This window comes from bacterium (assembly GCA_035307765.1).
Taxonomy (GTDB): Bacteria; Sysuimicrobiota; Sysuimicrobiia; order Sysuimicrobiales; family Segetimicrobiaceae; genus Segetimicrobium.
Map to the genome: position 1 here is coordinate 1 of DATGHU010000048.1, position 23051 is coordinate 23051.

The 23051-nt window shown below is 64.3% G+C and carries 18 protein-coding genes; 11 read left to right on the forward strand and 7 right to left on the reverse strand.

The window, feature by feature from the left end; genetic code table 11:
* Positions 1-920 precede the first annotated feature (920 nt).
* The 4 genes from VKV57_16880 to VKV57_16895 form a co-directional block, all read right to left on the reverse strand.
* A complete protein-coding gene (locus tag VKV57_16880) occupies positions 921-3323 on the reverse strand; it encodes a heavy metal translocating P-type ATPase (protein HLW61578.1) in 2403 nt (800 codons plus the stop codon).
* A 75-nt stretch (positions 3324-3398) separates the two neighbouring features.
* Positions 3399-4088 carry a CBS domain-containing protein gene (locus VKV57_16885; protein ID HLW61579.1) on the reverse strand — a complete coding sequence of 230 codons (690 nt, stop codon included), beginning with the start codon at positions 4086-4088 and terminating at the stop codon, positions 3399-3401.
* 709 nt (positions 4089-4797) lie between these two features.
* Positions 4798-5466, reverse strand: a complete 669-nt coding sequence (locus tag VKV57_16890) for a response regulator transcription factor (GenBank protein ID HLW61580.1) — start codon at positions 5464-5466, stop codon at positions 4798-4800.
* 406 nt (positions 5467-5872) lie between these two features.
* Entirely contained in the window at positions 5873-7066 is a 1194-nt protein-coding gene (locus VKV57_16895; protein ID HLW61581.1) for a CBS domain-containing protein, read from the reverse strand.
* Between the two features lie 632 nt (positions 7067-7698).
* On the opposite strand from VKV57_16895, the gene VKV57_16900 reads away from it, so the two are divergent.
* The 8 genes from VKV57_16900 to VKV57_16935 all read left to right on the forward strand — a co-directional run bounded on the left by VKV57_16900 (position 7699) and on the right by VKV57_16935 (position 13331).
* Positions 7699-8415, forward strand: coding sequence for a DUF2249 domain-containing protein (locus VKV57_16900; protein ID HLW61582.1), 717 nt, complete (start codon positions 7699-7701; stop codon positions 8413-8415).
* Positions 8416-8721, forward strand: a complete 306-nt coding sequence (locus VKV57_16905; protein ID HLW61583.1) for an iron-sulfur cluster assembly protein — start codon at positions 8416-8418, stop codon at positions 8719-8721.
* Between the two features lie 37 nt (positions 8722-8758).
* Positions 8759-9115, forward strand: a complete 357-nt coding sequence (locus VKV57_16910) for a cupin (GenBank protein HLW61584.1) — start codon at positions 8759-8761, stop codon at positions 9113-9115.
* A 54-nt stretch (positions 9116-9169) separates the two neighbouring features.
* Entirely contained in the window at positions 9170-10279 is a 1110-nt protein-coding gene (locus tag VKV57_16915) for a hypothetical protein (protein ID HLW61585.1), read from the forward strand.
* Positions 10279-10767, forward strand: coding sequence for a DUF4149 domain-containing protein (locus tag VKV57_16920; GenBank protein HLW61586.1), 489 nt, complete (start codon positions 10279-10281; stop codon positions 10765-10767). Before VKV57_16915 ends, VKV57_16920 begins: the two co-directional genes overlap by 1 nt.
* Before the next feature lie 674 nt (positions 10768-11441).
* The gene (locus VKV57_16925) at positions 11442-11870 is read left to right on the forward strand and encodes a DsrE/DsrF/DrsH-like family protein (protein ID HLW61587.1); all 429 of its coding nucleotides are present in this window, start codon (positions 11442-11444) and stop codon (positions 11868-11870) included.
* A 9-nt stretch (positions 11871-11879) separates the two neighbouring features.
* Positions 11880-12125, forward strand: coding sequence for a sulfurtransferase TusA family protein (locus tag VKV57_16930; GenBank protein ID HLW61588.1), 246 nt, complete (start codon positions 11880-11882; stop codon positions 12123-12125).
* Positions 12126-12137: 12 nt separating this feature from the next.
* Entirely contained in the window at positions 12138-13331 is a 1194-nt protein-coding gene (locus VKV57_16935) for an FAD-dependent oxidoreductase (protein HLW61589.1), read from the forward strand.
* A 459-nt stretch (positions 13332-13790) separates the two neighbouring features.
* On the opposite strand, the gene VKV57_16940 is transcribed toward VKV57_16935, so the two are convergent.
* Positions 13791-14945 carry an FAD-binding oxidoreductase gene (locus VKV57_16940; GenBank protein ID HLW61590.1) on the reverse strand — a complete coding sequence of 385 codons (1155 nt, stop codon included), beginning with the start codon at positions 14943-14945 and terminating at the stop codon, positions 13791-13793.
* Between the two features lie 304 nt (positions 14946-15249).
* On the opposite strand from VKV57_16940, the gene VKV57_16945 reads away from it, so the two are divergent.
* The 3 genes from VKV57_16945 (at position 15250) to VKV57_16955 (ending at position 19851) form a co-directional block, all read left to right on the forward strand.
* Positions 15250-16161 (forward strand): LLM class F420-dependent oxidoreductase, encoded by a 912-nt coding sequence (locus VKV57_16945; GenBank protein HLW61591.1) that lies wholly within the window; start codon positions 15250-15252, stop codon positions 16159-16161.
* A gap of 343 nt (positions 16162-16504) precedes the next feature.
* Entirely contained in the window at positions 16505-17164 is a 660-nt protein-coding gene (locus tag VKV57_16950) for a hypothetical protein (protein ID HLW61592.1), read from the forward strand.
* A 2183-nt stretch (positions 17165-19347) separates the two neighbouring features.
* On the forward strand, positions 19348-19851 hold the full coding sequence (locus tag VKV57_16955) for a hypothetical protein (GenBank protein HLW61593.1): 504 nt from the start codon (positions 19348-19350) through the stop codon (positions 19849-19851).
* Between the two features lie 127 nt (positions 19852-19978).
* Here VKV57_16955 and VKV57_16960 read toward each other — a convergent pair whose 3' ends face one another.
* Together VKV57_16960 and VKV57_16965 are read right to left on the reverse strand one after the other, a co-directional pair.
* Complete coding sequence (locus VKV57_16960) at positions 19979-20584, reverse strand: SRPBCC domain-containing protein (GenBank protein ID HLW61594.1); 606 nt, start codon at positions 20582-20584, stop codon at positions 19979-19981.
* 623 nt (positions 20585-21207) lie between these two features.
* Positions 21208-22455 carry an MFS transporter gene (locus tag VKV57_16965; GenBank protein ID HLW61595.1) on the reverse strand — a complete coding sequence of 416 codons (1248 nt, stop codon included), beginning with the start codon at positions 22453-22455 and terminating at the stop codon, positions 21208-21210.
* Positions 22456-23051: the final 596 nt, after the last annotated feature.

The following is a 23051-nucleotide window of genomic DNA, read 5'->3' on the forward strand; positions in this document are numbered from 1 at the left end:
GACCTGCGCGTCGGTCACCAGTTGCTGGGTCGCCACGGCCTGCCGGGCCTGTGCCACTTCCGCCTCCGCCTGCCTCACACCCGCCTGGGCCTGGGCGACCTGCGCGCTCGCCTCCTCGGGCTCCAACTCCGCCAGGACCTGACCCCTCCGCACCGGATCTCCCGCGCGTGCTGTCAAACGGAGTATCCGGCCAGCCGCTTTTGTCACGACGTCTACAGGACTGGCCTCGATGGACGCGTCACCGGCGATCGGCCCGGGCGGGACGGATCGCCCGTACCACCACCACCCGCCCACTGCGAGCGCGACCGCGCCCAACAAGATGCCGACCCTGGCCCGAATTGGCCAACGGGGCTTCGTCTGCGGCGAGCGTGCCATCGAGGTCATGCGTAGATCACAGCTCTGAATTCTGCTCGAGTCCCGAAAGCCCCTAGCGACAATGACGGACCAGACACCTTCGGGCGTGTGCTATCATCCCGGTGGGCGCAGGCCCTCTCACCGCCCTTGTCGAGTTCTCCACGCGCCGCCCTGCGGGTCGCACGGCGTTCGGGATGGGTCCCGTACGGTGAGCATCGGACGCAACGGAGCCGATCTGCCCTTTGCCGAGTATCTCCGCGGTCCCGCAAGAGCGACCTGGGTCTCGTGGTCGTCGGCGGGCCGTAGTCGACGGCGATCTGGCCGGACGCGTACCGGGCGCCGCCGCCGCGGCAAGCGTATATTGTCTCCATCATAGAACGGACAAGGATTTCCCTCAACACCGCTCCTGTTGGAAATGCGCATATCCGTCGCGTCCGATCAGATCCGGCCCGTTGCTGAGAGTTCGTGGCTCCGGCCCGCATTGCTGAGCACCCCTGATCTTTCTGGACGCTCGGTACCCGGCGCTTTGCCTGGTGACGTCCTCTCCGCTTACATCGCCCTTGGACTCACGAAACGGCTAATGCGGGCGAGGCAGAGTTGCCAAACGATGATCCTTTGGACGCTGTAGGGATGGTCGCCAGGAGGCGGAGCCCGTTAAGGACGACGAGCACCGTGCTCCCTTCGTGGCCGACAACCGCAAGGGGAAGGCGCAGGTGTCCGAGGAGGGTCATGGTCACAAGGAAGACAATCACGCCGAGAGCGAAGATCAGATTCTGACGAATCACCTGCCGCGTTTTCCGGCTGAGGGCGACGGCATAGGCCACCTGCCTCAGGTCGCTTGACATCAGGACGATGTCCGCCGTTTCAAGCGCCACATCGGTTCCGGCGACACCCATGGCGATTCCCACCGTCGCGGCGGCAAGCGCGGGGGCGTCGTTGATCCCGTCGCCCACCATGGCGACTTCCCCGAACTCCCGCCGCAGCGCGCGGATCGCCTCGGCCTTCTCCTGTGGCAACGTTTGCGCGCGGACCTCGTCTGCCCGGACCTGTTCCCCGACCGCGTTGCCTACCGTCGTGTGATCACCGGTCAGCACGACCAAGCGGCGCACCCCGAGACGGCGCAGGGCCGCGCACGCTTCGGGAGCCTCCTGACGAAGCGGATCCGCAATACCGATCACGCCGAGCGCGCGCGATGATGCGACAAACACCGTTGTCTTTCCGCCTGCGCGGAGACGTGCGGCCGCATCCACCAGCGACTCCGGGAGCACGATGCCATCGTCTCCGAGGAGGACCGCGGTTCCGATCACGATGGACTGGCCGCCCACCGTGCCACGAATGCCCTTGCCCGTGACGGTTTGAAATGTGTCGGGTTCCGGGAGCGGGGCCGGTGTTGCCCGAGCCGCGTCCACGATCGCAGTCCCCAACGGGTGCTCCGACCGCTGCTCGAGCGCGGCGGCGAGCCGAAGGAGTTCTCCGGATGCGATCCCATGGGCGGGGATGACATCAGTGACGCGGGGGCGCCCCAGGGTGAGCGTTCCGGTCTTGTCGAACGCGACGACCTTCACGCGCCCCATCCGCTCGAGGTGCACCCCGCCCTTGAATAGGATCCCCCGACGGGCGCCGTTTGTAATCGCGGCGAGAACCGTCGCGGGCGTGCCGACGACCAGCGCGCACGGTGAGGCCACGACCAACAGGGTCATCGCCCGATAGAACATGGCAACAAACGGCCGGTGAAAGAACAGGGTGGGGAGGGTAGCCAGCGCCGCCGATGCCGCCAGCACCGCGATGGCGTATCCCTGCTGGATCTGGTCGATCCGCTGCTGCGTTGTCGCCTTTTGACCCTGTGCCTCCTCGACGAGTGCGATGATCTTCGCCAGCGTCGTCTCTTGGGGGAGCGTGGCGACCCGCACCTCGAGCGCGCCGGTGATGTTGATGGTCCCGGCGAACACCGGATCGCCCATCGCCCGTCCCACGGGGATCGACTCCCCGGTGAGGGCGGATTGATCAATCGAGGTGGTTCCGGCGAGGATGGTTCCGTCGATGGGAATCCTCGCCCCAGGTTTCACCGCAATGACGTCGCCGACCTGGAGGGTCTCCACCGGAACGTGAACTTCCTGGCCGTTCCGCAGCAACACGGCCTCGTCCGGGCGCAGGGCCATTAGCGCTCGGATCGCCCGCCTGGTGCGCTCCATCGCGTGCGCTTCGAGGGTGGTGCTCAGCGAGAACAGGCACAAGAGGACCGCGCCTTCTTCCCAGAAACCGATCGCCGCCGCTCCCGCGGCCGAGGCGAGCATCAGAACGTTAATGTCCAGGGCGCCGCCCCGAATCGCCGCGACCGCCGTTCGGGTCGCCTGCCATCCCCCGGTGAGGTAGGTTGCGCCAAAGGCGGCGACCGCCCACGGACCGGCCCTGACAAGATGTTCGAGGGCGACTCCGACGATGAGGGCGAGAAAGGCGGCTCCGGTGAGCCCCGCCAGCTCGTGCCGTTTCCACCACGAGACGGGTTTGTCCGCGTCGGTCGAACGGACGGGCACCCCGAGGTCGCTGAGCCGCCGCCGGATCTGCGCCTCGTTGGCCGTCCGCGGGTCGTAATCGACGGTGACCTGACCGGAGGCGTACCGAACGTTGACGCCGAGCACGCCTGGGAGCCGGCGGAGGGCACATTCCACGGTCAGCGGGCAGGTCGAACAGGGCAGGAGGTGTGCCACGGGCAACTCGGAGCGAACGATCGTCTCAACGTCGAGAAGCCGCGCAGCCAGGTGGGCCGCCAGCCGCTGCGCGTTTTCACGCGACAGCACGCGGGGATCGTAGCCGACCCTCAGGCGGCCGCCCTCGAGGTCGAGGATGAGGTCCACCACGCCGGCCCCTTGGGGTGCCCGGGCAACGCCCAGGGTCAGGCGGCGGTGGTCCCGTGCTGTGGGGACGCGCGGCAACGCCGCCTCGACGTAGGCAGGGACGGGGAGAATCACACGGTCCGCAGACCCTCGGGGCGCGGGGCTGCGAACCTCGACCGTCATCGGACGACTAGGGAGCTGAGGACGACGTCACCTGATAACCTTCCCCAGGGCCAGATCGTCCATGCGAAACTCGAGTTGGTCGGCGTTCACGCCGATCACGCCGTCGATCGACTTGACCCAACGGATGAGGAGGTCACGATCGGTGCGGCGGTCCACCTCTCCGCACACGGTGATGACACCGTTGAGGCACGAGATGGACAGATCCTTGGGATCGATCCACAGGTCGCGAGCAAGCACCACGCGGACGGACTCGAGCAGCGTCTGATCACCGCGGGTGAACACCTTCAGGATATCCGCGCGGGTGACGATTCCCACGATCCGACCATCCCGGACGATCGGGATCCTGTTGATATCTTGCGTGAGCATCCGGTGCGCGAGGTCGTGCGCGGTGGTGTCCTCGGTCGCCGTGACGACGTTCTCGGTCATCAGCATCCCCGCCGTCGCCCCCTCCGCCTTTCTGTGCCGGTCAAGGACCCGCTCCAGCCGAAGCGACGATCCGTGCCAGGGGATCAACGGCCGCTGCGCGTGGGGTGTTTCTTCCTTGAGAAGAAGGTCGGCCTCGGTCACGATTCCGAGGAGCCGGCCGTCTTGATCCACGACCGGGAGGCCGCTGATCCCGTGTTGCAACATGATCGCCACGATCTCTTGAAACGGCGTGTCGGGGCCGACGGTGATTACCGAGTCGCTCATGATTTCCTTTGCTGTCACTTGTCGCATCGTCACGCCTCCGGCACAGTCCGATCGGCCCAAAATCGCTCGACCCGGCCCCCGTAATCGCTCCCCGAGCTCCGCCTGTAACCCTTCCGGTCCAAGCATGACAGTTGCGCGACGGCTCATCTATCGGTCGTCCAGACGAACGTCCATCGGGTCGTCACCCGATCCCGCCGGTCCTGAGATTTCAGATCGGATGCAAGTTGCGGGCAGCGAGGAGGGTCAAGGGGGGATTAAGCGGCTACAATTTCAGGAGCTCCAACACCCTGTACATCAGCACGGCGGGCCAAAAAAGAGCTTTGAAGAACCCGAGCACCCCAGCCCAGAATGTGGTCGCATGTTGCCAGTAGTAGACGAGTGCGCCGATAAACGCCATACCGTAGATACCGCCTGAGGCGCCCATTCCTCTCCCCCCTCGGTGACGATGCGAAGATGGCCTGGTGTCATTGATCATCCCGTGCCCCCCAACGTGGTGGGACGTTTCCGAAAATCAGTGTCCTGCTGGTCGCCGATCCGATCAAGGCGAGCGATGGCCGGCGCCGGAGTTCAGGAGAGGAACTCCATCGGGAAAGTGGGTCGTTTCGCCGGCGACTCCGAAGAGGCGAGGAGCATCTTCACCACCGACGGCCGTCGGCCCCCCAACCACGCCTTCCCTCGCCGGGGCGGGGTACGGGCAATCGGCTTCGCGGCGATCGGCGGTGCCGGGAGCGTGGTGCTATGGTTCGATCAGGCCCTTTCGAATCGCGTACCGGACGAGCATGGTGCGGTCGTGCAGGTTGAGTTTCTCCATGATGTGCGCCCGATGCGTCTGAACCGTTTTCACGCTGATGTACAATTTCTGGGCGATCTCCTGGTTCGTCGCCCCTTCGGCGACGACGGTGAGGATTTCTTTCTCCCGGTCGGTGAGGCCATCGTAGGTCTCGCGTCCTTCGCCGGTTTCCACGCGCTTGAGGTAATCCGCGACCACGGCCTTCGCCACGGAAGGGTAGAGGAACGCCTCCCCCCGCCGGGCGGCTCGGATCGCTTGAACGAGATCGGTTGCCGCCGCCCGCTTCAGCACGTACCCCGAGGCGCCCGCTTTGAGCAATTGGAACACGTACGAGTCGTCCTCGTGCATCGTCAACGCGAGCGTGTGGGTCGCGGGGAGAGCGGCCCTGATCTGCTTCGTCGCTTCGATCCCGTTAATCTTGGGCATGCTGATGTCGAGTACGGCGACGTCCGGCTTCAGTTTCTTCGCCTGCTCGATCGCCTGCAGGCCGTCCTCCGCCTCTCCCACGACCTCGAGATCCGGCTCTGCCGTCAAGATCCTTTTGACGCCTTCGCGGACGATCGCATGGTCATCGGCGATCAGCACTCGGATTTTTGCACCTTTGCTCTCTGCCATTGCCATTCACCCCGTGTTCGATTCGGATCCCAGGACGGAACTCCTCCGAGGCGGTCTCTGTCTCCCTGCCCGACCACCATGTCCGTGCCGGACTCCCCTGCCGGGTTCGTTGACGAGCGCACCGGGCGCCATACGGGTGGCAAAGCGTCCCCCGGAATCGGATCGAATCGCCCGGGGCAGGGTATGCCCTGGAGCCCGCTGAGTCGCGGTGACCATCTGGCTAACGGTTCGGGATGCCCTCACGGTCCGGCCCGGGTGATGGCCGCGGATCTCAGTGGTCGCTCGCCACCGAGTCCCCGTTAGGTCCCGTGCAGTGCGCTCAGGGGTGCTTGCCGCGAACCCGTCGCGGCGTTGCATCTCGATACCAACCCGATGAGGGCACTCAGGTCGGGATTTGGTTCCCGTTTTATGATCGATCTTGCCACCCGCGGCCGGCGGGTAATTTGATGCGTCGGTCGTCATTGCGGTAACGGAGTCCCCGCGTATCGACGTCGACCACGCCTTCCGTGGCCGCGGCCCAGCTCTTGACCAGTTCCGCTTCCGACCGCGTCGGCGCCTCCCCGGCGATCGACACGATCCCATCGCGCGTATCAATCGTGAGCGGCGTCGGGTCGATCCACAGATCGTGGAGAAGCCTCCAGCGCACATCCTCCGTGATCGCGGCGTCGGGCCGCACCAGCGTCCGCAGGATGTCTGCCCGCGTGACGATGCCGATCACCCGGCTGCTTTCGACGATCGGGATTCGGTTGACGCCCTGGCCCGTCATCAGGTGGATCAGTTCGCGGACGGACGCGTCCGGCGGCGCGGTGACGACCGCAGACGTCATGAGCTCTGCTGCGGTCCTGGCGTGAAGTTTGCGATCTTCTCCCACCGGTTGCGCGAGGTGGTCGAGGAGGCCCGCCAGGCCAGGTCTCTTTTCCTCGGATTCGAGTTTCGAGACGAGATCTGTCTCCGAGATGATGCCCACCAGGCGGCCGAAATGGTCGACGACGGGTACGCCGCTCACGCGATGGGCAACCATGCACTCCGCCACTTCTTTCAAGTTGGTCTCCGGGGACACGGTGACCACCGGGGTGCTCATCAGCTCGCGTGCATGCATCACACAACCTCCCTGTCCACCCGGCACGAGGCCGGCGTGGTTGGAATTCTGTAATGCCGTTGGAGACATCGCGAGAACGGGGCACGGCGCTTGGCGCAGCACAGCCTCGGCAACACTCCCGATGACGGCCCGCCGCAATCCTCGGCGGGCGTGGGTGGCCATTACGATCATCCCCGCCTGCATCGCCCGAGCCATGGTGAGAATCTCGTGCTCCGGATGGCCGACGCACACGACCGTCTCCACGCCCACGCCCTGTCGGGCCGCCAGGGGGACGAACGTCCGAAACCACCAAAGCAACCTCCCCCGGATCTCCTCGAATTGCTGGTCCACATACCGGCCATCGACGACTCCCTCTTCGCTCTCTCTGGGGGAAACTACGTGCAGAAGCACGAGCGTCCCGCCGGTGCGCCGTGCGAAGTCGGCCGCGTAGGCCACGGCGGGGAGCGAGACGTGGGACATGTCCGTCGGCACTAACAGCGCGCCGGAAGGCAGAGCTTCCACGGGCGTACCTCCTCTTAGATTGCTGCCTCCAGGGTACGCTGGCGGCGAAGGTGCGGCCATCGGATCGGCGCTTGATTCGGGCTCGGGCACCCACCTGATTTGGTGGTTTGGCCTGCGGTGACCAATCGCGCGGGGTCGGTCCGCTAGGGCGCGGGGTGACCTCTACGCATGAGCCGTATTATGAACCAGCGGGAAGGGATGGAAGCGGTTGAGGCCGGCCAGGCCCCTCTAGATGCTGCAACCGGACCGGCTGGACGCGATGGCCGAACCCCGGGGGAGGGGCCTTATCGGGCAGCCGACCGACAAATGCAATTGTTATGGAAGTTGCTTCAGCGCAAAGACGGGACCACGCACCCCGTGTGTACTGAAGGCGGCCCGGGGGGAGGCAATCAACCGGGCGGGACCCAGCAGGATGAGCCGATGGAGGGGATGCCATCATATCGTGTTCGCACGCAGGACGATCCGTCAAAAGGACGCTGACGCACTGTCAGGGCGCCCGCGGGTTGTTCATCCACCATGGCCTAGATCCGACGGATCGATGTGCGGGTATGTAAGACCTCGATACCAGGGAGGCGCACAGGATCGGTGTTACATTCAAGACGTGTATCTGCGGAGAGGAATGGAGGAGGACAATGTCCAAGGTGAGTGATGCGTTTCGGTACCATCACCGACAGCTGGCTGAGGAGTTGGCTCAGCACACGGCGGCGCTGACGGGAGGAGCTTCGCAGGGCGATCCCGAGCCGCTCGTTCGCTTCCTCCGCCGGGAACTGCTGCCACACGCAACGGGCGAGGAGCGGTCCCTGTACCCGGTGGTCGAGCCGCTGCTGAAGGCACACGGCATGGCCACCGCCACGATGCGGATGGATCACCGAGCAATCGAACGCTATATACAGGCGCTCGAGCGCGCGGCAGCCGACGCGCGAGATACCCGGGAGGCCGGGCGTGCTCAGGCGCGTCGGGACCTGGCACGTCTGGCCTGGCAGTTGCAGGCAGTCTTCGAGGTCCATCTGGAGAAGGAAGAACAGATCTACCTGCCCCTGCTGGAGCGGTACGTATCGCAGACTGAACAACAGGACATCCTGGCGGACATGCACGAGACCCCACCAAAGCAGGGAACCGAGAAGGGAGACGCCACCCTCGATGTCCGCTCCCTGCCGCCCGCCCGCCGCCACCCCCTCATTCTCGACACGTTCGATGGGCTGCGCTCCGGGCAGGCTTTCACGCTCGTGAACGACCACGATCCCAAGCCTCTCTACTACCAGTTCCAAGCGGAACAACCGGGGAAGTTCACGTGGACGTATCTGGAGCAGGGGCCTGTGGTCTGGCGAGTGCGAATCGGCCGGGTTTGAATGATCACCCGTCGCGATGTGGTCGAGATTCTCCGGCGGATCGTCGACCCGGAAATCGGACTGAACATTGTTGAGACGGGCCTCGTCTACGGGATCGACACGGCGAACGGCCGGGTCAGGGTGGTCATGACGATGACGACCCCGGCTTGTCCGGTCACCGGATACCTGACGGGAGAAGTCGAAACCACCTTGCGGGAGAGTTTCCCCGAGGTTCAGGCCGTTGAGGTAGAGCTGGTGTGGGATCCCCCGTGGGATCCGCTGATGATGTCTGAGGATGCGCGGGATCGCTTGGGGTGGACCGCGTGAGCCCCCCACCGGCGCGTCGAAAGGAAGGAGCGTGGGTATGTCACTTCTCGCATCCTACACGTCGGCCGTGGCGTTTCGGCGGGAGCGGTTCCAGCCCGCGGTCCTCGCTGAGACGGAGCGTATCCTGGTGTTACTGCTGTGTCTGGAACCGGGCCAGGCTATCGCGGTACATACGCCGGGGATTGATCTCGCACTTGTCGTCTTGGAAGGGGACGGGATGATGACAGTGGGAGATCGAGAGGATCCCATCTCACCCGGTGCCGTTGCCGTCGTGACCGCCGGGACGGCCCGCGGGCTCCGGGCCACGGGGCGTCTTGTGGCCCTCGCCGTGGCGAGTCCGCCGCCGACCGCAGCCGACCACGGAGCCGTTGGACGGAGTGGCCGGCCCGGGTAGCGCAGCCGTCACCCCTACCGGCCGGTGATCCGCCTGTCTTCCGCGATCCCTCCGATGGCGCGCCGGGGGCGGGGCGCGCGCGTGGAGCATCTGCCGTTTGTGTTCCTGAGCGTGCTCGCCCTGCTCGTCGGGCTCTGGGGTGGGCTTGTGCGCATCGGCTGGGTGATGCCTGACCTACGGGCCGGGCTCACGCTGGCTCATGGGCCGTTGATGGTCTCGGGGTTCTTGGGGACGCTCATCGGTCTGGAACGCGCGGCAGCACTGGCGCGCGTATGGGCCTACAGCGCCCCGCTCCTGGCTGGCGTTGGTGTGGTCGCCCTCTTGGCCGGGATGCCCGTTCCGATGCTCTTTGCTGCCGCGGGCCTCGGCCTCGTCGTCGCCTTCGGGCATCTCCTCAGTCGACAACCCGCCGCGTTCATGATCGTCATGGCCGCGGGAGCGGGGGCTTGGTTTGTCGGCAACCTGCTGTGGCTTGGGGGAGGCCCGATCGTCCAGACCGTCCCATGGCTCACTGGGTTCTTGATCCTGACGATCGTCGGAGAACGGCTGGAGCTCAGCCGCCTGGTACGTCCTTCGCGTGGCGCTCGGGCCGTACTGTTAGTCGCGGTGGGCGTTTATCTTGCCGGTCTGGTGCTGACGGTCCCGATCTTCGCCTTGGGGGAGCGGTTCGCCGGGGCGGGCATGATCGGTATGTCGCTCTGGCTGTTGCGGTACGATATCGCCCGCCGCACGATTCGAGAACCGGGGCTGCCTCGGTTCATCGCCGCGAGCCTGCTGTCAGGCTACGTGTGGCTGTTGATCGGCGGCGGGTTGTGGGTTGTCCTGGGCGGCGCCGTGGCGGGACCGACCTACGACGCGATGCTGCATGTGGTGTTTCTGGGGTTTGTCTTTGGGATGCTCTTCGCGCACGCGCCGATCATCGTGCCCGCAGTCTTGGGTCGGGCGGTCCCGTACTGGCCGGGGTTCTATGGGCACCTCGCGCTCTTGGATGTCTCGATCCTCCTGAGGCTCGGAAGCGATCTTGGGGGATGGACCGAGGGGCGGCGGTGGGGCGGACTGCTCGGCGTGCTCGCGATTCTGCTGTTTCTCGCGGCAACCGCGGGAGCCGCGGCTTCCGCCCGCCGTCTGCCCCCGCCCCCACAGGGGGGGATGCGGGGACAGTGATGTCGTGGTACGAGGTCAGCGTGACCCTGCACATCCTCGCCGCCTGCATCTGGGTCGGCGGCATGATCTTCCTGGCCCTCGTCGTGTTGCCGATTCTCCGGCAGCGGGAGTATCGGTTCGTGGCGGGGCCGCTGATCCGGGGGGCGGGAGTGCGTTTTCGCTGGGTTGGGTGGATGGCGGTTGCGACGCTGGTGCTGACCGGACTCGCCAATCTGCGGTTTAGGGGGTACGGCTGGACTCAGTTGCGCGACGGGAGCGGGTGGCAGGGATGGTTCGGCCACACGCTGGCGGCGAAGCTCATCCTCGTGGCGGCCGTCGTGGTCATTAGCGCGGTTCACGATCTTGTGCTCGGGCCCGTAGCGGCGGAGCAACTCGATACCGCAGCCGCGCAGCGACTCCGGCGACGGGCAGCCTGGATGGGCCGCGTTGTCCTGCTGTTCTCGATCGCTGTGGTGGCGCTCGGGGTCATCCTCGTCCGCGGCGTCTGAGGCGCTCCCTGGTTGGATCAGTCCCTGGGCGGTCGGTGCGGGCGCTCCCGCCAACTCCGTCGCCAGGTTCGCGCAGACGGCGACCCGCATCGCGCTCCCTCAGGTGTGGGCACCTTTCAGCCATAATGGACGGGCTGGGGTTCCCGCCACCCGCCCGTCCACAAAAGGACATAAGCCGCCGTTCGCCAGCGCCGGGTTCGGGAACCGCCTGCGCTGGCTCGCACCGGGCCGCGAGACAATCCTCGAAGGGTGAACTCGCCACAAGGTGCGTGTGGATGCGGAACGCCCGACCTCGCCGCCATGGCGATTTTGAGACGTCTGCTCCATCTGTTGAGACTGGGAAGGTTGCCCCTGGTCACCGCACTCAATGAGAAGTTTAGTCACCGGACGTCCGCTCAGGTAGGGCTTTGCGGGGCCAGCGGACCCCTGGTAATCCCCCGCCGCAGCACCCAATTGCCGACTGCCTTCCGCATCGCGGCTCACAAAGGATCCTAAGTACAGGCGCCAGGCCGCACCGGGACGAGGCGTACCGGACGACGGCCTCATATCGGAAGCGATCTGCCTTTCCCGCAGTATCCCCGGATACACTGACCGCCTGATGGTGAGCGAACCGCGGGCCGTGTAACGTAGGAGGTAGTAGAGTTGCCGGGAGCAGGGAAGGAGGCTTTGGGAATATGCAGGTCCAGTCGAACGGTGGCACGACCGGTAAGATGTCGATCATCATGTTTAGCGGGACGGCCGACAAGTTCATTCCCCTGGGGGTCGTTTCACAGGCCGCAGCGGCCATGGGAATGCAGGTGAACATTTTCGTCACGGGATTCGCGTTGTTGGGTTTTACAAAGAAGCCCCATGACCTGCCATTCCCAGCAGAGTTTGCCAACATGGCGCCCGCGCTGGCCAAAGGCATGCAGGCGAACCGCGTCGGAGCATGGGACACGATGCTGGTGCAGGCCAAAGAACTGGGCGCGAAAGTCTACGCGTGCTCGATGATGGCCAGCGTGATGGGGCTGGTCAAGGCCGATTTTAACGATCTGGTTGACGACGTCGTTGGAGCCGCGGCGTTCCTCCAGGCGTCCGAGAACGGCCAAACGCTCTTCATCTGAGGTGCCGTGATGGATGGAGCGACCGCAGACCGTACGCTCGTGGATTCACGGGGGTCATCGTGCCCCGGCCCGATCACAGATCTGGCCATGGCATACCGACGCGCGAAGGTGGGTGACGTGATCGAGTTGTGGGCGACCGACCTCGGGGTCAAGGCGGACGTGCGGGCATGGGCGGCGAAGACGGGGAACGAGATTGTGTCCATGGAGGACAGAGAGAACGTGATCGTCACGGTTCTCCGAATCGTGAAGCGGTGAGGCGGTGTGATCATGAAGAAGCGGGTGCTGATCATTGGGGGAGGCACGGGGGCCACGATGCTGGCCAACTCGCTGGACAAGCGACGGTTCGACGTGACGGTGCTGAGTCAGTCACCGGTGCACGTCTTCCAGCCGGCGTTTCTGTACATCGCGTTCAAGAACGGGAACCCAAATATGGTTCGGGACGAGCGGCGTTTGCTGGCGCGGCACGTCCGCTTCATCCAGGAACCGGTGACCCGCATCGACCTGCGCGGGCACGTGGTCATCACTGCCGGCGGGGCGAGGTACGACTACGATTCCATCGTCGTGGCCACGGGCGTGACGACAGATCCATCGCAGATCCCTGGACTCCGCGACCTCGACGACGAATTCGGCAACTACCACACAACCGTCGCGCAGGCGCAGAAGGTGTGGAGGCACCTCGATGCCTTCCGCGGTGGCACGATCGTGCTGGGGCAGAGCTCCCCGATTACCAAATGTCCGCCGTCGCCGGTCGAGGGCATCCTGCTCACGGAGGAGCTTTTGCACAAGAGGGGGCTCAGGGAGCAGACAAGGCTCGTCTTCATTTCCCCGTATCCGCGCGCCTATCCGGCGGAGCCGATGAACGAGATCGTCGAGCCGATCCTCCGGGCTCGCGGTATCGAGATCTTCCCGTTCTTCGACGTGGACCGCATCGACCCAGGAACCCGGACGATCTACTCAATCGAAGGAGAACAGATCCAGTATGACCTGCCCATCATCATCCCCCCGTTCATGGGTGCTGATATCGCGTACGAGCCCGCCACCGTCGTAGACGCGAACCGTTTTGTGGTGACCAACAAACTGACACTCCACATCGAGGGGGTTGACGACGCATTTGCCATCGGGGACGCGACGAATCTGCCGACCTCGAAGGCGGGCGTGGGGGCGCATCTCGAGGCGAAGGTGGTGGCAGAACTCCTGGGCGGGGGCCAGGCGGAATTCAGCGGCCGGACTCATTGTCCGGTCGACCTAGCCTACGGTCGGGGGACCTTTGTCATCGGTTCGTATACAGCCCCGGTGCTCAAGTACCCGCCGAGCCGCCTCAACCACATCATGAAAATGATGATGGCGTACATCTACTGGCTGAGTTTGCGAGGGACCCTGGACCCTGTTTTCGATTGGTATTTCAAACGCACGAGCCCCGATAGGTTCACACCGACCCACGTCGCGAAACGTCACGCGTGACGCTGAGCGTGACTCGTTGGAGGGTGCACATGACACATTTTAGGGTAGGAGAAACCGGGGCTGTGGACGTGCTGACCGCCAAGAGCTTCGACCTACTCGATCAGTGTGACAGCAGTGCGGCCACCCACCGCCTGCGTCATGCCATTAGCCGCGCCCAGAAGCGATACCGGCAGGTGAACGACCGAGACAGCCGCGGTTTCTACCACGGGCTCCTTACGGGATACGCGGTAGCCTTGAAGGCCCTTCAGGGCAGGATGAGTGGAATGCGCTCAGTCTAGGGCGGTGCCCGAGGTTCGCCGTTAACGGCCGACCTGCGATTGTGAAAGCATTTCCCTCCCCACATTGCCCCCCAATCCACCATTACCCAACCAGCGCAAGCCAGGCCCGGACTCGGTCACGTTCACCGTTCCATGTTTCGTAGTCACGTGGTGCCGTTGCCCGAAGCGTGGGACCGCACCATCATGCCAGTGAATAGCGGAGAGGGGTGAGGGACCTTGCCGTAGGTATCGACCGCGGCTCCCCGAATACAACCCACTCCGCAGCAAGCCGTCCGATTGCGGGTGAGGTTTGGAGACCCGACCCACCGACCCCGCAGGCTGAGATGACGGTGCGTTGGCCCGGCGTCGGGCCCACTTGCGCGAGGCCGTCGGGACTCACTGGATAGAGGCCGGCCCACCCCGCCGCCAGCCGAGCGCCATCCAGGAGGGGGAAGCGTAGCGCGAACTTCTCGGCAACGGCTTCAAGGAATGTGTAGTCGGTCGATCTGCTGTAGTTGTTTGGGTCAACGATGTCGTGAAGGGGTTCCTCGGTGTGCAGGCCCACGAGAAGCCGCGAGCGGGTATCGTGCCGGAGGTACAGTCCGTAGTCGCCAGAGTGCGGAATGTAGTCCATGACCGAGGGCATCACATACGCGAGGGGTCGCGGAAGATGCGCAAGCGTGACTTGGTGGCGCTGGGGCAACAACTTGACCGGCGCTCCAAGCAGGGCCCCAATCTCGCCCGCCCATGCTCCGGCCGCATTAACGACAAAATCGCACTCCACCTCCCCCTGTGTCGTGATCAACCGGTGCCGGTGCAAGGCGCCTTTCTCCGCTCTGACGAGCGTGACTTGTGTCCGCACCTCGGCGTTGCGCCGTTTGGCGAGATCCGCAAGCAGGTTGCAATAGAGGTGTCCGTCGATGTAGCCGTCGCTTGGTCCGAACAAGCCTCCGATCACGTCGTCGCAATGCATGTGGGGGACAAGGCCGAGAACCTCACGTCTGCTGAGGGTGCGGGCGTCCCGGACGCCCAAGTTTCGTTGCATCTTGACGCTCGTTTCAAACGCCGCGAGTTCATCTGCCCGGTGGGCTAATCGCAGATACCCATTTCGGGTGACCGTTAGATTGTGGCGCCGTTCTAACGCGGAGAAGAACTCCATGCTACGGACGCGGAGTTCGATGTCGAGAGGGTCGAGGTATTGGGTCTCGATGATGCCAACCGAAAGTCCAGATGAGCCGCTCGCGACGTATGCCCTCTCGAGGACGCGTACCGGCGAAGCCCCCAATTCCGCCAACTGAAGAGCCGTGGAGAGACCGATCGCCCCTCCTCCAATCACGGCGACGGATGGTCCGATCATTCCCGATTCCGCTTTCGGCAATTTGTTCGGCTCTCGAGCCGCAAGTCACAGACCCGATTACGTGCTCGATCCGCGAAGGGGATGCTCCATTTTGAGGAGGCCTCCCCCGGTGATTCTCGCAGAACCATCTCATGGGACTGTCGGCACGATATCGCGCGGCACGGGGCCGACATCCAGAGCGCGACAAGTCGAGTGCCTCCAGGGATCGGGCTGAGGTCGCCCGGCCGCGCGCGCGGACTCAAACGCTCGGGGAACGCGCACAGGCTGAGCGCGCGAGGCCGAGGCCCCCCGCAGGGGATTGCTGGTGAAACGCGAAAACGAGGGCATGCATCTGGGCGTCGTTTTTCCCCAAACGGAGATCGGCACCGATCCCGTGCTGATTCGCGACTTCGCCCAGGCTGCCGAGTCATTGGGTTACCATCATCTACTCGTCTACGATCATGTGTTGGGTGCCAATACGGCGACTCGTCCTTCGTGGCGGGGCCCCTACACCCTTAAACACACGTTCCACGAGCCATTCGTGCTATTCGGCCACCTCGCCGCGTCCACCCGCCGGATCGAGCTGGTGATTGGAGTCTTGATTCTCCCCCAACGCCAAACGGCACTTGTGGCAAAGCAGGCCGCTGCGGTCGACGTTTTGAGTGGGGGGCGGCTACGGATGGGCATTGGTGTGGGGTGGAACGAGGTCGAATACGAGGCTCTCGGGGCGGACTTTCGCACGCGCGGGGCACGGATCGAGGAACAGATCACGGTTCTCCGGGCATTGTGGACCCAGGAGTCCGTGACGTTTCACGGGCGGTGGCACCGCATCTCAGACGCCGGCATCAATCCGCTGCCCGTTCAGCGCCCCATCCCCTTGTGGATGGGGGGTGAGGCAGATATGGTCCTGCACCGTGCGGCGCGCGTGGCCGATGGGTGGATGTCGAGCCGAGGCTTTCAGGCGCTCCCCGACCGACCGGCGGGTTCAAGCAGAGAGGAGCAGGTGGGGCGTCTCCGTGCGCACCTGGCAGCGGGACGCCGCGACGCGGCGAGTCTGGGGATCGAAGGTCGCATTGCATTTCGGCAGAGCGGACCGGATGAGTGGCGTCGGGATATCGAGCGGTGGCGGAAACTGGGTGCTACCCATCTCAGTGTCGACACGATGCGCTCCGGTCTCTCGACCCCGCATGCGCATATCGACGCCATCCGGCGTTTTCATGAAGCGGTGGCGACCTGACGGACTCGAGGGAAGCTCGAAGGGACTTCTGACCGATTTCGACTCGCGCTTCATGGTCCAGGTGGGGCGGACGCGGCGGCTCGGTTTCCCATTCCCCAGAATTGTTGGCTGAGCGGTACGGGAGCTTCTCCTAAATGGGTAAATGGGGCCCGCCACCCTGGGGCCAACGGCGGCGATGTTGTTTATTTAATGAAGCTGTTCGGAAGGGTCCCTCCCCGGGTGGCGAGCAGGGAGGTTGCTCGAGGGACTGGCGCCGATGGAATGGTGACCCGATCCTGCGCGGGATCCCCCCCGCACGGGATCGCGGTGTTGCTCGCGTCCTCGACAGAGAGAGGATACGAACATGCAAAAGTGGCGGCAGGCGCTCTTGGCGAGTGCCTTTGGACTGATCTCGGTCACTTTGAGCTTGCCGGCGGGGATGGCTGCGCCTCCGGCGCCATCCGCGGAGCAGGTTCTCCATCGCATGCTGCTGATGATTGCCGGCATTCCCCGGGTGGTATCGGCGGATGCCGAGTTCAGGCTGCGGGTCGGGAAGGCGCTGAGCGCCCCCCCCGACTGCGTCTTCCACGGGACCGTGAAGGTCGTGCGTGCCCATCCCACCGTGAGGATTGGTGGTCGGACGGTTGGGTTGTTGTGTTGGATCGCGGATCGCTATGTGATCGGCCGGGGGTTTGAAGCCACCGAGCGCTTGGAGAGCTTTCTCTCACGATTCAAGTTCGATGTGTTGGGCGAAAAGATCGTGGAACATGACCGATACTACTTGGTTGAGGGGCAGGCGAAGGATCCTCGGAATGATCCTCGCGCGATGATTGGATGGATTGACTTCGACCAGGGACTGTTGGCCGAAGGCACGGTTCGTTACTTTTGGGGGAGCATCGATACCAAGCAGCGCTACACGCGTATGCAGAGGATTTGGATGCTGACCTACCAGTATCTGTACAGTCCTCGATTCAACGCGTCGATGGAAATCTTGTACAGTCACATTCTTTTCAGTTCACAATGACGCCAGGTGTCGATTGCCCAAAGGAGCCCATGGGGCTGATGGAGATCTGGAGGGAAACTTCCCGCCGTGGAGAAGGAGCCTGCGCCCGGGGAGAGTGATCCTACCGCCGAATGTCATCGGGTGCGTCCGTGGACATGAATGGTCGCGGGAATGTCGTCAGCTTCGGGGGGATGGGCAGAGCGCGCGAACGGGCAGGATGTCCGCCGCGCCTCGTCGAGTCACGGGGTTACCGGATCGGGAGGGGTTGATGAGATTCCCAAATCCTAGATCTGCGGGGTCGGTGAGACTGCAACGGTATACACACGGGAGTCGACGTGCCGCCGGGGGAGGCCGCGCACCGGTGAAGCGGATTATGCTCGGTGGCGCGATTGCGATCGTGCTGGGCTCGGCGGCGTTATCCGTTGTGGTTGGCTATGTTGCCAATGTTCCACCGGCGGACAGGCGGTCTGAGTCCTATGCAGGTCACGCCGACCCCGCGGTGATCGCGAAACTGAGGGTCGCGCAACCGAGGCGGCTAGACCCACTTCCCCCTTCGGCCGTAGCGGCGCCCGTTTCGCCACCCGTGCCGGACATGCCGGCTGGACGGCCCGACCTCCGGAGCGTCCCGCCGCGAGGGAGACCCACGGCGGCGTCCACTTCAATTCGCGCGTCCATCTCGGCCGAACCGGTCATCGCTGCCTTGCAGCGACCCACCACGATTGCGTCGAGGATTTCCGAAGCAACGCGGTTTCATGTCCAGGTGGGCGTTTTTACGGACCGCCCGAGCGCGGAAGTCATCGTTCAACGGTTGCGGGCGCTTGGATTCGCAGTTCGGCTTGTTGGGGACCGGCCGTTCCTCGTATGGGTTGGGGGCTATCTGGATCGGACGACTGCGGAAAGCCTGCGCATGCATCTGCATGCGGTAGGGATCGACGCTACTCTGGCCCCCGGATAAGCCTTTCACATCCTGCCAGAGTTTTTCGTCGGAACGCCCTGCCGGGCAGTTCACGGCAAGAGGCGACCCCCGGGAGGGTCATCGGTTACGGATTCACCTTGCGGGGGGCGTTACGGGCGAGGATTCCTTGAGATCGCCGCATTCATGACGCCAAACAAACCTGGCAGAGAGCGAAATCTGTGGTAGGCTAAGTGTAGGCACAACATGCCCTGTCCTTCGGACAACGGCGGAGGCGACGCCGGGTGCACCAGATCTGAGGAGGAATGATGGTCATGCGAAGAGATCAAAGGCAGACGGGCAATACGCGGATCGCCAAGCCGAGCAAGCTCGACGCGGTGCATCCCTCGATCGCGGCAAATGTTCGGCCGGGACCTTTTCCCTGGGACCGCTATCAACCGGGCACCCGGAAGCCTTCGAACCGGGCGCTGCGCAGGTCGTTCGGGGCCAATGTGGGCTCCGGGACGCGGAAGAGTTAGCCGCTCGAATCGGCAAAAGGTTTGCCACAGGCAGGGGTCTTTCCATCGCACGACTTGACAAAAGTCGCCCCCCCACAACGCGGCGGCCGCGCTGCGCAGAGCGGTCACAATGACGATTGGCTGCGGGTCGCATCCCGACGCAGCTCGTAAGGGCAGGATTTAATCTGCTGCTCCGGGCGACTCTGTAACTCGCGGGAGTAAGCGCGCTCTCTGCACGGGCCAGGGTGGGGAGGGTGGCGAGGACGAGCAAAACTCGCCCCGACCCGGTCCTGGCATGATCCCCGGCACACCCTCAACCAGCGGCGTCAAGGCGAAGCTTAGCCCGACATTCTTCCCGATCGGACGTTCCCTTTTCCTATCGATGACGGCACGTTCATCAACCCCACGGCCCCGCGCTGTCCACGTCGCCGGGCCGGACGGTTGTTCCCCCCAAGCGCTCCAGATGGCACCCCCGTTCTCGGGATCTCCGTGCGATGCCCACCTCATGACCTCCCCTTCGTACTGACGAGATTCAACGCGTTCCCGAGGTGCTGATTCATCGGATCTGATGAAGGGGGAGGGCGCACAGGCGGTCAACGATGCCTCTCGACAAGGCAATGAATCGATCGGGCGATCCACCCCCAAGCAGAGGCGTGGATGCCGTCGGCCTGCGGGACAAAGACACGCGTAATAGGTGCCCGGGTCGGCAATGGCCACGGAGTTGAAGAGTCGCGCTGGTGCACGTCCAGATGAGATCGTCCATGGATCTGAGTTTGTGTGGAGGGAAGAATTGAATGACTGAGCCCCGACGACACCCCGCGAAGGTCCGCGTTCCCCCGGCGTGGGGAGCGAGCATCATCGCCGGGGCTGGTGCCGGCGCGGTGGCAAGCTTCGCCAGTGTGGCCGTGGGGATCCTCATCCACCGGCAGGCACAAATGTTGACATTTTGGGCCGCGCTCAGCGCCGGCATTTTCGGCGGCTTTCTCTATGGCTGGTTGGGGCGAATTGCCCGCCGACCTGCGGCAGCGCTGTGGGTGATCACTTTGGTCGACGCGACGACCGGAAGCTTTCTAATCGCGTTCCTGCCGCTGGTGTCTGGGACCCACTCATTGCTGAGGGCCCCCGTCGTCGGTGCCATGGCGCCGTTGCGGCCTCTCATCGCCCTTGTGAGTGTCGAGCATTTGGGTGGACGGAATTTTCTCGCGCCATCCTCTCTCTCTGATATGGCGACACTCTACCTCAGTGCCGTCGCAGTGTCAGTGCTTGTGCCGAGGTGGGCGAAGCCGAGAGATCGGTGATCATGCAGCTTTGCGCGTTTTCACTCTATCTCCTGACGACATCCTGGGGAAAGTGGTTCGGTACACAGTGCATGGGGAATTGTCGGAGGGGCCGCAGGTGGGGCCTGTGGGCCCCCTCTGCGGGTTGTTATTTCCGAGCCCCAACCGTGAGCCGCATGATCTCGGCACGGTCTCGGAGCGCGCGACTCATTTCTTCCAAACCGCGCTGCGCGTCGCCCTGCACGTTGCCTGAGAGAGAGGTAAGCAAGCCCGTAAAGGTTTCCTGGGCGATCAGGCGGGATCGGTCTGCACCGAGTGGCTCAAGGGTGAAGGTCTGGTCGCGGTCGAAGAGGCCACCCGTGAAGGTCTGCCCACGCCAGCGCAAGATGTGATTCGGTTGGACAGTCACTACCGTCGGTTGGAATTCAATCACGCCCGTTCCGGAGTGCAAAGTGATATCTAATTGTGCTCCCGTGCGAATCTCCCCCGTGGCCGGATAGACGTAGGGATTCCAAATCGTGTACCCGGCAAGATCGGTGAGAATCTGCCAGACAAGCTCGGGGGGGGCGTTGATCTCGACCTCCGCCTGCACCTGGTGCTGGGCGGTCAAGGCCGGGAACATCGTCAGGACGAGAATGGTCGAGAGGAGCGCAAGTGGGCGCGGTGGCGCGTGCGACGCGGTCGCGTTGGTGCCAGTGGCATCGGCTGATGGGAGGCTCAAGGCCGAGGTGACGCTGATCTCCGTCCGCCGCATTGACGCCCCCCTTCAGATCCAGCAATCGAGGCAACGGAATCTTCAAGAAGTTACTACCCTACAATAAGGGGCTGCAACCTCATTCATTCGGACGAATCTTCGAGGTCAATCTTCCTCGTGTAAACTTCTGGGTATCTGCCGGGAAACGGATCGCTAACATTCCCCCGCAGGACCCGAGGCGGATCCTGTTGGGCCCAGCGGGCACATGCCACGTTCTTCGTCGAACCGGCGTGCGGCAATCGCGTTCCGGTGAGGGTTGTGCCAAGGCCGGACTGGACATCGGGTGCCGCATCAGCGGGGGGTAGACCGTTTGGAGGTGCTGGGGCTCGATCTCGGAGCCGCGGGGGCGGATGCGCACGGACTCTCTGGCGCGCCGGGGTTGGCGTGTGTTGGGGTCGACCTGCGCCGGAGCGATTGTCACCGCGGGTGTCACGTCGATCGTCATGCGGCGAAGGACGAGGCGGGCGACCGGGTGCGGCCGTGCGGGTGCGCGATCAATTGGAAACCGAGGGCATCGACCCATCCCGGTGTACGTGAATTTACGTTAAGCGGAGGTTTGCGTTGTTGACGGCTGCCCTCTCGGTCCGTGTTGTGGTCGTCGATCGATGTTGCAGGCGGTTCCGTCATCCTGCCCGGGGACGCCGCATGTGCTTAGTGACGTTGGCCATGATCGGCACCGCTCCTCCCAGCGTGAGTGCCCCCAGGGTGAACGCCGACTCGATTCTGGAAACCGTGATCACCAGGCCGAAAACGATTGGGCTGAGGATGGCGGCCAGCCGCTGCACGCTCTGGCGGATGCCAAAGGCCACCCCCCAGAGCTCGGGGGGGACCGATTCCACCATGAGGCTCATCGTCAGCGGTTGGGTGAAGCCGAGGCTCGCGCCCATCAGCGCCGATGCTAGCATCAGCGGCCAGAAGTGCCGCAACAGCGGCGTGACTCCAAGCGAAACTGCCGCCAGCGCCGTGGCGCCGACCAGCAGCGATCCGTAGCCGAACATCGCCACTCCGCGTGATAGCATTGAGCGGACCAACATCGAGCTCAGACTGACTGCGGCAATCACGATCCCGATCAGGGTTGCGGATAACCCGACTGTGTGCAGGTAGAGCGGATAGAAGGACTGTTGCAGCGTCTGTCCGCACCCCACCATGAACGAGATGAACAGGATGCCGGCCACTCCCCGCCGGCCGATGATTGTACGCGCGAGGGTGTGGGCCGTGGCCAGGGACACGATGTGCGCCGGGACCGTCGATATCACGCGCATGGACCCGGCGACCGCGAAAGCGGGCAACATCAAGATCCACACCACCGCGAACGCCGCCGCGTAGCCGAAGCGGCCGGCGATGTACCCGCCGATGACCGGGCCGACCACCGCGCCGGCGGAGTTCCAAAGTGAATAGTAGCCGTAGTTTCGGACCCGTGTACCGGGATTGCTGGCGGCGGCGACGATAGCCTGCGGCGCGACGGCAAACCCAATATTCGCGATTCCCATTAACATGTACGCTCCGGCCACTGCCCACACGCTGTGCCATGCCGTGAGGATCATACCGGCCAGAGCGAACAGGATCACCGACCCTTTCGCGACCATGATGGGACCGCGCTCGTCCACCAGCGCCCCCGCATGGATCGAGATCAGCAATGGGATAACGCCGGAAATACTGACCACCCCTCCCACGATGATCACCGATGCGCCCTGCGAGGTGAGGTAGAGGGGAATGAATGGCGCCGCAACGTACCACGCCCCGTTGGAGAGGAACTGCAACGCGTTATTGAGCCAGAGGAGCGATCCCGGATCCACGGCGTCCCGGCCTGAAGCAGTCGGGACCGCCGCGGCGTCAGCCCCCGGCGCCGTTTGGGAATCTGACTCAACCATCAGTCACCTGCGGGCGAGGATATCGCATGGGCTTCTCTGGCGCCGACGCGGGTCCCTGTGGTCGGCGCATTCGCCAATGGTCCAGACGGACCATCGCACCGGAATCGACCCCCGACGTGCCCGCGTCAGTTGCATGGGCGGCCTTCCAGACGACGTCCGGGAACCGGCCCTGACCTAGATGCTGATCGGATGTTTCCCTTCTGTCCCGGAAGTGTCGGGATGTATTCCTCCATCGCGTGCACCGAGCGACGCGGCGAGAAATGCCAGGCCACAACGCGATCGGGATGAAACAGGGTCGCGGCGGCCGGGTTGGCATTCGACACGGCGCCACCGAGCAGGGAACTACGAGCACGTGGGTGGGTTCGATCCCTCGTCGGGCGATCGGGGAGGAACAGCAGGACGGCGCGCGCCCCTGGGCGACGGCTTTGCCCGCGTGCGCAAGTCGTGGTGGACGACAATGGCCCGTTTACCTCACTGCGCCGTCTAGCAAGACACATCTGAGGTGATGACGCAATTCGGGGGCGCTCCCGCGCTGGCGTCCGCTCTCTGACGCTGTGACCGCAAGCGTTCGGGGATGGTGGGGGTGTTGACCGCGC